Here is a 9,872-nt window from a genome sequence, read left to right as displayed (position 1 = left end):
GGGCGGGGCTGCGGGCTGGGCCGGCACCACGGGCTCGACCGGCTCGTCGCCCCGGCAGTCGGTGCGCCGCGCCGCGCCGTCCGCGATCACGTAGCCGCCCCGCGCGCAGCGCTCCGCCCGGCAGCGCTCCAGCGCCGTGTCGCACCCCTCGGTCACGTGGAACCCGTACCCCCGGCCGCCCGTCACCCGGCAGTCCGTGAAGGTGCCCCGGCCGCCCGCCGAGACGTACACCCCGGCCTCCGCCGGCGCGGTCACGGTGCACCCGCGTATCTCGGGGTCGGCGTCCTTGGAGACGATCACCCCGGTGGTGACGTCGTCGATCGTGCAGTCGGTCACCGAACCGCCGGTGCCCGGGTCGCGGAACCACACCCCGGTCGCGGCCTCGCGCACCCGGCACGCCTCCAGCCGGACCGCGGCGCCACCGCTGACCGAGACGGCCGATCCGCGGATCCGGACGATCTCGCTGTCCACGACGTCCGCCCGCGACCCCCGGTCCAGGACGAACACGGCGTCCGGCACGTCCTCGATCCGGGTCGCCTCCAGCACGGTCGTCGCCCCGTCGCTGACCCACACCGCCGGGTAGTCACCGGTCGACCCGCCGATGCGGCAGTGGTGCGCGTCGGCGTGGGTGCCCGGGTCCCAGGCGGAGACCCCGTTGCGCCCGAACCGCAGCACCTGGGAGCGGACCAGTGTCAGCACCGAACGCGACCGCAGGTCCAGCGCGTTCTCCGGGATGTCGGTGACCTCGCTGTCGGAGAGCGACAGCACGGCGTCCGTCTCCAGGGTGACGCCGTCGCCGGTGCTCCGCCGGACCACGCAGTCCGTCAGATGCGCGGTGGCGCGCTCGGAGAGCCGGACCCCGGCACCGTTGACGCCGGTGAAGGCGCACTCGGCGGCGTCGACCGCGCTGCCCTCCCCGGAGACCGCCAGCCCGGCGCCGTCCGCGCGTTCCACCCGGCAGCCGGTCAGCCGCAGATGGGCGGGGCCCCGTACCGACACCCCGGGCCGGCCGGTCGCCAGCAGCAGGCAGTCCTCGAAGATGCCGCCCCCGCCGTCGGCGACGTCGACGCCGCCGCCGGAGGCGTTGTCCACGGTCAGGTCGCGGACGGTGGGGCGGGCACCGCCGCGGACCTCCACACCGAACGACGAGGAGGTGTGCACCCGCAGGGCCGTCAGCTCCGGTGTGCTCGCCTCGACCAGCACCGCGGGCGCCGTGATGTCACGGCCCTCCACCCGGAGCCGGGAGACCGACGCGGAGCCCCGCACCACCAGCGGTATGCCCTCCTCCGGTGCGATCCGGGCGGGGCCCTCCACATCGGGGTCGGGGCCGCGCACGGTGACCGCCTGGTCGATCACCAGGTTCTCCCGGTAGGTGCCCGGGGAGAGAACCAGGACGTCGCCGTCCCCGGCGGCGGCCAGCGCCTCGGTGACGGTGGGGTAGACCGCGGTCCGGCGCCGCCAGCGCGAGGAACCGGTGTGTGTCACCTGGACGGAGACCTCTGCCATGGACCGTTGTGCCCCAAACTGCGCGTGCCGATAGGTACCGTCAGCAGCCGCGCGGCAGGCGGGGAGAGCGCGCGTGCTGGAGGAACACCGTAGCGCGCGCCGACAACACGGCACGACGCGAACGGGCCACAACCGCCACCCCCGCCCTCCCCACCGCCCCCACGGATCCGTCACGGCACCGGGCCCGCTCGGCATCCGCCGGTGGCGGGCGCGGAGAGCGGTCCGTCCGCCGTGAAACGCGCCCGCGCCTACCCGCATTCGCGTGAATTCTATCCCCGCATGGTCGCACTTTTGAGTGATTGCCCGGCTGTGAAGCGTGTCGCTACATTCGTCACGCATGCCCCGTGAAGCGCAGTAGCGGCTTGCAGATTGGCGGTACTTTCCTATGGCGACCTCGGTCGAACCGGCATCCGAGAACTCCGCGGCCCAGCCGCAGCTGAGCCTGGCGACCGCGGCGGCGCGCAACCTCGCGACCACCACCAAGACGCCGCCGCAGATGCAGGGGATCTCCTCCCGGTGGCTGCTGAAGGTCCTTCCCTGGGTGCAGGTGTCCGGCGGTACCTTCCGCGTCAACCGGCGGTTGAGCCACACCCTCGGCAACGGGCGCGTCGAGTTCGTATCCACCGGCTCGGAGGTCCGGGTGATCCCGGCCGAGCTGGGCGAACTCCCCGACCTGGCCGGGTACGACGACGCCGAGGTGCTGCAGCAGCTCGCGAACTCCTGCGAGCAGCGCGACTTCGCCGCCGGGGAGGTCCTCGCCGCGGCGGGCTCCGACGCGGACCGCGTCTACCTGATCGCCCACGGCAAGATCCGCGAGACCGCTCCCGGCGCCTACGACAACGACACCCAGGTCCGGGTGCTCGCCGACGGCGACTTCTACGGCGACCGCACCCTGACCGAGGAGTCCTCGGGCACCTGGGAGCACTCGCTGACGGCGCTGACCAGCGGCACCGTGCTCACCCTCAGCCGGGAGCGCTTCCAGGAGGTGGCCGACCGCGCCGAGTCGCTGCGCGGGCATCTCGCCGCGCGGCAGAGCGCCCTCCCCGGCCAGCGCAACGACTCCGGTGAGGCCTCGATCGAGCTCGCCTCCGGCCACCAGGGCGAGCCGGCGCTGCCCGGCACCTTCGTGGACTACGAGACGACCCCGCGCGAGTACGAGTTGAGCGTCGCCCAGACGGTGCTCCGCGTCCACTCCCGCGTCGCCGACCTCTACAACGAGCCCATGGACCAGGTGGGCGAGCAGGTCCGGCTCACGGTCGAGGCGCTCCGCGAGCGGCAGGAGCACGAGATGCTCAACAACCGGGACTTCGGCCTGCTCCACAACGCCGACCTGCGGCAGCGCATCCACACCCGCGCGGGCGCGCCGACCCCCGACGACCTCGACGAACTGCTGGCCACCGTCTGGAAGGAGCCGAGCGTGCTGCTCGCGCACCCCCGGGCGATCGCCGCCTTCGGCCGCGAGTGCAGCAAGCGCGGCCTCTACCCCACGACCGTCGACCACGCCGGGCACGCGGTCCCCTCGTGGCGAGGCGTGCCGCTGCTGCCCTGCGACAAGATCCCGGTCACCGGCGCGGGCACCACCTCGGTGCTGGCGATGCGCACCGGGGAGAACCAGGGCGTCATCGGCCTGCACCGCACCGGCCTCCCCGACGAGTACCAGCCCGGCCTCTCCGTGCGGTTCATGGGGATCAGCGACAAGGCCGTCATCTCCTACCTGGTGAGCGCCTACTACTCCGCGGCCGTTCTCGTCCCCGACGCCCTCGGCATCCTCGAGGACGTCGAAACGGGTCTGTAGGCCCCGACAGCCCACCGACCCGACAAAGACCGAAAGGCCACTCCTGCCATGACCGTCCAACCGCCCGCGCCGCCGGGCTCGCCCACCGTGCCCGCGCAGGCCGGCCCGGGCGTCGGCGCGGCCGCCGCGCCGCCGCCCCCCAGCAGCCTGCAGGTCGCCGCGGCCCGGAACCTCGCGTCCACCACCAAGACCGAGCCGCAGATGCAGGGCGTCACGCCCCGCTGGCTGCTCACGGTCCTGCCCTGGACCCAGGTCTCCGGAGGCACCTACCGCGTGAACCGCCGCCTCGCCCACACCCTGGGCACCGGGCGCGTCGAGTTCGTCGTGGAGGGCGGCGGCTACCGGGTGATCCCCGCGCAGCTCACCGAGTTGCCGCCGCTCGCCGGGCTCTCCGACGACGAGGCGCTGCGCTCCCTCGCCGACGGCTGCCGGCAGCGTGAGTACGCGCCGGGCGACACCCTTGCCGGCGACGGCACCGCCGTGGAGGAGGTCCTGCTCCTCGCGCACGGCAAGGCGGCCCGCGTCACCGCCGGCGAGTACGGCGCCGAGACTCACCTCGGGGTGCTCGCCGACGGCGACTTCACCGGTGAGCACGCGCTCGCCGAGGACAACGACTGGCCGTACGAGGTGCGGGCGCTCACCCGCTGCACCGTCCTTGCGCTGCCGCTGTCGGTGGTCCGCGAGGTCGCCGGGCGCTCCGCCGCGCTTCGCGACCGGCTCGCCTCCCACCTGCGCGAGCTCGCCGCGCCACGGAACCGCCGCGGCGAGGCCGACGTCGCCGTCGCCTCCGGCCACCACGGCGAGCCGGACCTCCCCGGCACCTTCGTGGACTACGAGACCTCGCCGCGCGAGTACGAGTTGAGCGTCGCCCAGACGGTGCTCCGCGTCCACACCCGGGTCGCCGACCTCTACAACGAACCGATGGACCAGGTCGCGCAGCAGGTGCGGCTCACCGTCGAGGCGCTCCGCGAACGACAGGAGCACGAGCTGGTCAACAACCGCGAGTTCGGGCTGCTCCACAACGTCGACCCGCGGCAGCGGCTCCACGCCGGCAGCGGCCCGCCGACCCCGGACGATCTCGATCGGCTGCTGGCGCGGCGGCGGAAGACGCAGTACCTGCTGGCCCACCCCCGGGCCATCGCCGCCATCGGCCGTGAGTGCAGCAACCGCGGACTGATGCCGCCGACCGGGGAGCTGGAGGGCCGTCCCGTCCGCACCTGGCGCGGTGTGCCGCTGCTGCCCTGCGACAAGATCCCCGTCAGTCGCGCGGGCACCACCTCGGTGCTGGCGATGCGCACCGGCGAGGAGAACCAGGGTGTGGTCGGCCTGCACCAGCGGGGCATCCCCGAGGAGATCGAACCCAGCCTCAACGTGCGGTTCATGGGCATCAACGATCAGGCCGTGATGTCCTACCTGGTCAGCCTCTACTTCTCCGCGGCCGTTCTCGTTCCCGACGCTCTGGGCGTGCTGGAGGACGTGGAGGTCTGACCCGGACCCGGCTGCGCCGGGGCCTCGTTCCCGCGAGCGGGGACGCCCGTCAGTAGTTCGAACCCGGGTACTGGTACGGCTGCTGCGGCGTGTAGGGATCAGGGTAGGCGGCCGGCCGGGGCATCTGTCCCTGCTGGCCGCCGTTCTGGTGCTGCCCGTGCTGGCCGCCGTTCTGGTGCTGCCCGTGCTGCTGCGGCGGCGGGTAGGAGGACGGCGCCGGCTGACGCTGCTGCTGGGCCGGGTAGCCCTGCTGCTGCCCGGCCTGCTGCTGCCCGTAGGCGGGCCGGGGCTGCTGCGGTGCGCCGCCGTAGGAGGGCTGGTGGGGCGCCTGCGGAGCGGTGGGCGGGGTGAACGCCTGGGGCGCGGGAGAAAAGGCCTGCGGGGCAGGTGTGAACGCCTGCGGTGCGGGGGAGAAGGCCTGGGGCGCAGGGGAGAACTGCTGCCGGGAGGGCGCGGGCGCCGGTGCGGGGTAGGAGACCTGCGCGGCGGGGCGCATCGCATGACCGGGGTACTGCTGCCCGCCGGAGGAGCCGGACGGCAGCGCGGGCAGCGCCGCCGGCAGCGCGGCCTGCGCCGGCATCGGCTGGGAGTGGGGAGACGGAAACGCGGACGGGGCGGGCAGCGCCGAGGGACCGGGTTCGTACGCGGACGGGACCCGGATCGGGGCTATCTGCGGGGTCCCCCGCTCGGCCACCAGGCTGTCGTAGATCGGGGTGTCCGCGAAGAAGGGTGACGAGTAGGAGCCGCCGTAGGACGAGCGCGGGGAGGTCATGTGACATAAGGTAAGCCCACGATGCGCCCGATGGGGAGTGCGATCCGGTGCTCATTTCCGGCGGTTGCCCCCAGCCGTGTCGCGGCTCGCGCAGGACATCCCGGTTTGCCCGAACTGCCGCCCCGTTTCAGGGAGATTGACGTCAGATCACCGGCGCTTCCGGTGAGGCGTATCACCCCGTTCTGTCCGATTGCGCCGAGCCGTTTCGGCCAATGTGGCGTGGCGTCGCCCGTCTGCTCCCGCCCCGCCGCCGCCGCGCGGGACCGCCCCGCGGCCACCCGCCGCGCCGTGCCCGTTCCGGCGCCACCGGGCACGGCCCTCCCGGCCGGGACCCGTACCCTGAGCAGGTGAGAATCGCGCTCATCGACTCGGGCATCGGCCAGCTCCCCGCCGCAGCCGCGCTGCGGCGGCTGCGTCCCGACGCCTCCCTCGTCCTCTCCGCCGACCCCGAGGGCATGCCCTGGGGGCCGCGCACCTCCGAGGACATCACCCGCCGGGCGCTGGCCTGCGCCCGGGCCGCGGCGAGGACCGCCCCCGACGCGCTGGTCGTCGCGTGCAACACCGCCTCCGTCCACGCGCTGGAGGCGCTCCGCGCCGAGCTGGAACCCCGTGTGCCCGTCGTCGGCACCGTGCCGGCGATCAAGCCGGCCGCCGCGGGCGGCGGTCCCGTGGCGGTGTGGGCCACCCCGGCCACCACGGGCAGCGGCTACCAGCGGGGCCTGATCGACCGCTTCGCGGCAGGCGTCGCCACCACGGAGGTGCCCTGCCACGGCCTCGCCGACGCCGTGGAACAGGCCGACCCGGGGGCCGTGGCGCGTGCGGTGAAGGCGGCCGCCGCACTCACCCCGACCGACGTCGCCGACGTGGTCCTGGGCTGCACCCACTACGAACTGGTCGGCGAGCGGATCCGCGAGGAACTGGCGGTCGAGGGCGGCGCACCCGCCGTGCGGCTCCATGGCTCCGCGTCGGCCGTCGCCCACCAGGTCCTCCGGCGGCTCGGTCTCGATCCGGCACCGGAGGCGGAGCCCGGCCCCGAACCGGTCTTCCTCGCCTCCGGGCACCCCGCACCGCCCCCCGCCGCGCTCCTCGGCTACCGGGAGGGGCGCGGACTGGTCCGCCCCCGCCCCGTGGCCTGAGAGCATGTGTGGGACCCCGCGCCGGGCCCGCGACGCCGGCTACGGCCCGCTGCTGTGTCGCCGGAGACGCTCGCACACCACCCGGTAGGAGAGCGCCCCGCGCGGTGCGGCTGACCGCATCCGACGCCGCGAGCCGATCCGACGCGGGGTCCCCCGCACGCGCTGAGCGAGCGCCGCCCGCACCCCCGACGAGGAGTGAGATGACCACGCCCCGCTTCATCCGCGACCTGCGGCGCAGCATCGGCCACGACCTGCTGTTCCTGCCCGGCGTCAGCGCGGTGGTGTTCGACGGGGAGGGTCGCGTGCTGCTGGGACGCCGGGCGGACAACGGCCGCTGGGCCCTGATCGCGGGGATCCCGGAACCGGGGGAGCAGCCGGCACAGGCCGCGGCGCGGGAGGTGCTGGAGGAGACCGCCGTCCACTGCGAACCGGAGCACGTGGTGCTGGTCGAGACGCTCGACCCGGTGCGCTACCCGAACGGCGACCGCTGCCAGTTCGTCGACGTGACCCTGCGGTGCCGGGCCACGGGTGGTGAGGCCCGGGTCAACGACGACGAATCGCTGGAGGTCGGCTGGTTCGCCCTCGACGCGCTGCCGCCCGGCCTGACCGACCACGCGATGCGCCGGATCACCCTGGCCGCGGCCGGCGGCGGCCCCGCGTGGTTCCGCCCGCACGACGACGGCGCCGCACCGGCCGCACCCGCGGGGGAGCCGCCGGCCACCGACCCGGCGCCCGACGCGTCCGTCGGCGCCTGACGGCCCGGCCGGGAGGTTTCCGACCGATGCCGCCGACCGCGGCGCCGGCTAGAGCTTGCGGTAGGTGTACGCGTCCTCGGCCGCGCGCACCACGTCATCCAGCGGAGCCCCCGCGCCCGCGGTGACCACCGCGGCCACCGCGCCCTCCAGGAACGGCGCGTCCACCAGGCGCGTCCCCGGCGGCAGGGTCCCCTCGCCCGACGACCCGCCCGGGTCCTCGTCCTCCTCGTCCACGATCAGCGCGCGCACCGTCAGCACGGCGCTCCCCAGGTCCGCGACGACCACGACCCCGGCGCCCCGGTCGACCCGTCTCGCAGCGGCGACGATCAGTTCCGAACTGGTGCCGATGCCGCCGTCGCCGGCACCACCGGCCGCCGCGACCAGCCGTCCGCCGGTCCCGCCGCTGAGTGCCACCGCGAGCCGCGCCACGGCATCCGCCACGTCGCGACTGTGCGACACCAGCACCACGCCCACCGCGCCGCTGCCCGCCGGGTCACTCATCGGCCGCCTCCCAGGTCTGCTCCAGCGCGGCGACCAGGACCAGCGCCGAGGCCGCCCCGGGGTCCTCGTGGCCGATGCTGCGGTCGCCCAGGTAGCTGGCGCGGCCGCGTCGCGCGCGCAGCGGTACCGTGCCCACCGCGCCCTCCGTCGCCGCGCGGCGGGCGGCGGTGAAGGACTCCGGCAGAGCCCGGGCCGCCGGCAGCAGCGCGTCCAGCATCGTCTTGTCACCCTCTGCCGCACCACCCAGGGCGCTCACCGCCTCGACCCCGGCGGTCAGCGCACGGGCGAGGTCGTCCCGGGAGACGGTCGCCGCGTCGCCCAGTTCCTTGCCGGCGCGGCGCAGCAGCGTTCCGTAGAGCGGACCGGACGCGCCGCCGACCTTGGAGACCAGGGTGCGGCCCGCCAGCCCGAGCGCCGCCCCGGGGGACGGCGGCGGCTTCTCCGCCAGTGCCGCGGTCACCGCGGTGAACCCCCGCCGCAGATTGCTGCCGTGGTCGGCGTCCCCGATCACGGCGTCCAGCTCCGTCAGTCGGTCCGCCTCCCGGTCCACCGCCGACGCCGTCCGCGTCAGCCACCGCACGAAGAAACCGGTGTCCAGTTCCGCCACTCGTCCGCTCCCGTCCACCACCGTCGAATCCGACCCGAACCCGCACCCGTGCCGTACCCCGCGGGGCGACCGGCGAACGCACGCCGGACAGCCCCGCGTCGGTCAGCAGCCCCAGCGCAGCGCCGCCGTGCTCACCGGCGTGTCCCAGAGCCGCAGCAACGCGTCGTCCGCCTCGCACAGCGTCACCGAGCAGCCGGCCATGTCCAGCGACGTCACGTAGTTCCCGACGAGCGTACGGGCGAGGGTCACGCCGCGCTCGGCGAGCACGCGGTGGACCTCCGCGTGGAAGCCGTACAACTCCAGCAGGGGCGTGGCGCCCATGCCGTTGACCACAGCCAGGAACGGGCGGCCGGCGGCCGGGGCGCCGAAGTCCTCCAGCAGCGCGTCCACCGTCACCTCGGCGATCTCCGCCGCGGTCATCATCGGCCGCCGCTCCCTGCCCGGCTCGCCGTGGATGCCGATGCCGAGCTCCAGCTCGTCGGCGGGCAGGTCGAACGTCGGTCCGCCCTTGGCCGGGGTGGAGCACGGGCTCAGGGCGACCCCGTAGCTGCGGCACGCCCCCGCGACACGCCGGGCCAGCGCCTCCACCGTCTCCAGCGGTGCCCCCTCCTCGGCGGCGGCCCCGGCCAGCCTCTCCACGAACAACGTGCCTCCGGTGCCACGCCGCCCCGCGGTGAAGAGGCTGTCGGTCACCGCGACGTCGTCCTCCACCAGCACCCGGGCCGCCCGGACCCCCTCGTCCTCCGCGAGCTCCATCGCCATGTCGAAGTTCAGGACGTCGCCCGTGTAGTTCTTGACGACGAACAGCACCCCCGCGCCGCTGTCCGTGGCGGTCGCGGCACGGAACGCCTGGTCGGGCACGGGCGAGGTGAAGACCTCCCCGGGGCAGGCGGCGTCCAGCATGCCGCGCCCCACGAAGCCGGCGTGCAGCGGCTCGTGCCCCGAGCCGCCTCCGGACACCAGCGACACCTTCCCGGAGACGGGCGCGTCCCGGCGGACCACCACCCGGTTCTCGACGTCCACCGACAGCTCCGGGTGGGCCGCCGCCATGCCGCGCAGCGCGTCGTCCACGACCCGGTCCGGTGCGTTGATCAGCATCTTCATCGGTACCTCCCGAAGTGACTCAAATCGTAGCGCCGGTGCGGGGTTCGTGCAGGTCAACGTGGCACAGCCCGCGCGAACCGGCCCGCGGCGCCGCTCCCGCCGGGGGCCCGTGGGCCCCGCCCACTCCAGACTCCCCCGCCCGGCCTCCGCCGACACCCGCACGCCGGGCCGCCTCCGCCCCGCGCGGGGCGGAGGCGGGCCCCCCCCC

The 9,872-nt window shown here is 74.9% G+C and carries 9 protein-coding genes; 4 read left to right on the top strand and 5 right to left on the bottom strand.

Annotated features, from left to right (window positions below):
- The coding region (locus HCN52_RS17440) for a right-handed parallel beta-helix repeat-containing protein (RefSeq protein ID WP_209314665.1) at positions 1 to 1,506 on the bottom strand (1,506 nt) is incomplete at its 3' end.
- A gap of 385 nt (positions 1,507 to 1,891) precedes the next feature.
- Between HCN52_RS17440 and HCN52_RS17435 the strand changes: the two genes are divergently transcribed.
- Together HCN52_RS17435 and HCN52_RS17430 are read left to right on the top strand one after the other, a co-directional pair.
- Positions 1,892 to 3,301 (top strand): family 2B encapsulin nanocompartment shell protein, encoded by a 1,410-nt coding sequence (locus HCN52_RS17435; RefSeq protein ID WP_168089381.1) that lies wholly within the window; start codon positions 1,892 to 1,894, stop codon positions 3,299 to 3,301.
- 48 nt (positions 3,302 to 3,349) lie between these two features.
- The gene (locus tag HCN52_RS17430; protein WP_168089380.1) at positions 3,350 to 4,789 is read left to right on the top strand and encodes a family 2B encapsulin nanocompartment shell protein; all 1,440 of its coding nucleotides are present in this window, start codon (positions 3,350 to 3,352) and stop codon (positions 4,787 to 4,789) included.
- Positions 4,790 to 4,838: 49 nt separating this feature from the next.
- On the opposite strand, the gene HCN52_RS17425 is transcribed toward HCN52_RS17430, so the two are convergent.
- Positions 4,839 to 5,561 carry a DUF6643 family protein gene (locus tag HCN52_RS17425; RefSeq protein WP_168089379.1) on the bottom strand — a complete coding sequence of 241 codons (723 nt, stop codon included), beginning with the start codon at positions 5,559 to 5,561 and terminating at the stop codon, positions 4,839 to 4,841.
- Positions 5,562 to 5,908: 347 nt separating this feature from the next.
- Here HCN52_RS17425 and HCN52_RS17420 point away from each other — a divergent pair, with 347 nt between their 5' ends.
- The gene (locus HCN52_RS17420) at positions 5,909 to 6,697 is read left to right on the top strand and encodes a glutamate racemase (RefSeq protein ID WP_312876747.1); all 789 of its coding nucleotides are present in this window, start codon (positions 5,909 to 5,911) and stop codon (positions 6,695 to 6,697) included.
- A gap of 200 nt (positions 6,698 to 6,897) precedes the next feature.
- Complete coding sequence (locus HCN52_RS17415; RefSeq protein WP_168089377.1) at positions 6,898 to 7,452, top strand: NUDIX hydrolase; 555 nt, start codon at positions 6,898 to 6,900, stop codon at positions 7,450 to 7,452.
- Between the two features lie 48 nt (positions 7,453 to 7,500).
- Here the strand turns inward: HCN52_RS17415 and HCN52_RS17410 are convergent, their stop codons facing one another.
- The 3 genes from HCN52_RS17410 to dhaK form a co-directional block, all read right to left on the bottom strand.
- Positions 7,501 to 7,953 (bottom strand): PTS-dependent dihydroxyacetone kinase phosphotransferase subunit DhaM, encoded by a 453-nt coding sequence (locus tag HCN52_RS17410; RefSeq protein WP_168089376.1) that lies wholly within the window; start codon positions 7,951 to 7,953, stop codon positions 7,501 to 7,503.
- Complete coding sequence (gene dhaL / locus HCN52_RS17405) at positions 7,946 to 8,560, bottom strand: dihydroxyacetone kinase subunit DhaL (RefSeq protein ID WP_312876746.1); 615 nt, start codon at positions 8,558 to 8,560, stop codon at positions 7,946 to 7,948. Before dhaL ends, HCN52_RS17410 begins: the two co-directional genes overlap by 8 nt.
- A gap of 102 nt (positions 8,561 to 8,662) precedes the next feature.
- On the bottom strand, positions 8,663 to 9,664 hold the full coding sequence (gene dhaK, locus HCN52_RS17400; protein WP_168089375.1) for a dihydroxyacetone kinase subunit DhaK: 1,002 nt from the start codon (positions 9,662 to 9,664) through the stop codon (positions 8,663 to 8,665).
- Between the last annotated feature and the right edge of the window lie 208 nt (positions 9,665 to 9,872).

Source organism: Streptomyces bohaiensis (assembly GCF_012033785.1).
GTDB classification, from domain to species: Bacteria; Actinomycetota; Actinomycetes; order Streptomycetales; family Streptomycetaceae; genus Streptomyces; species Streptomyces bohaiensis.
Note: the sequence above shows the minus strand (reverse complement) of the source record. Positions and strands in the feature narration are given on the sequence as shown.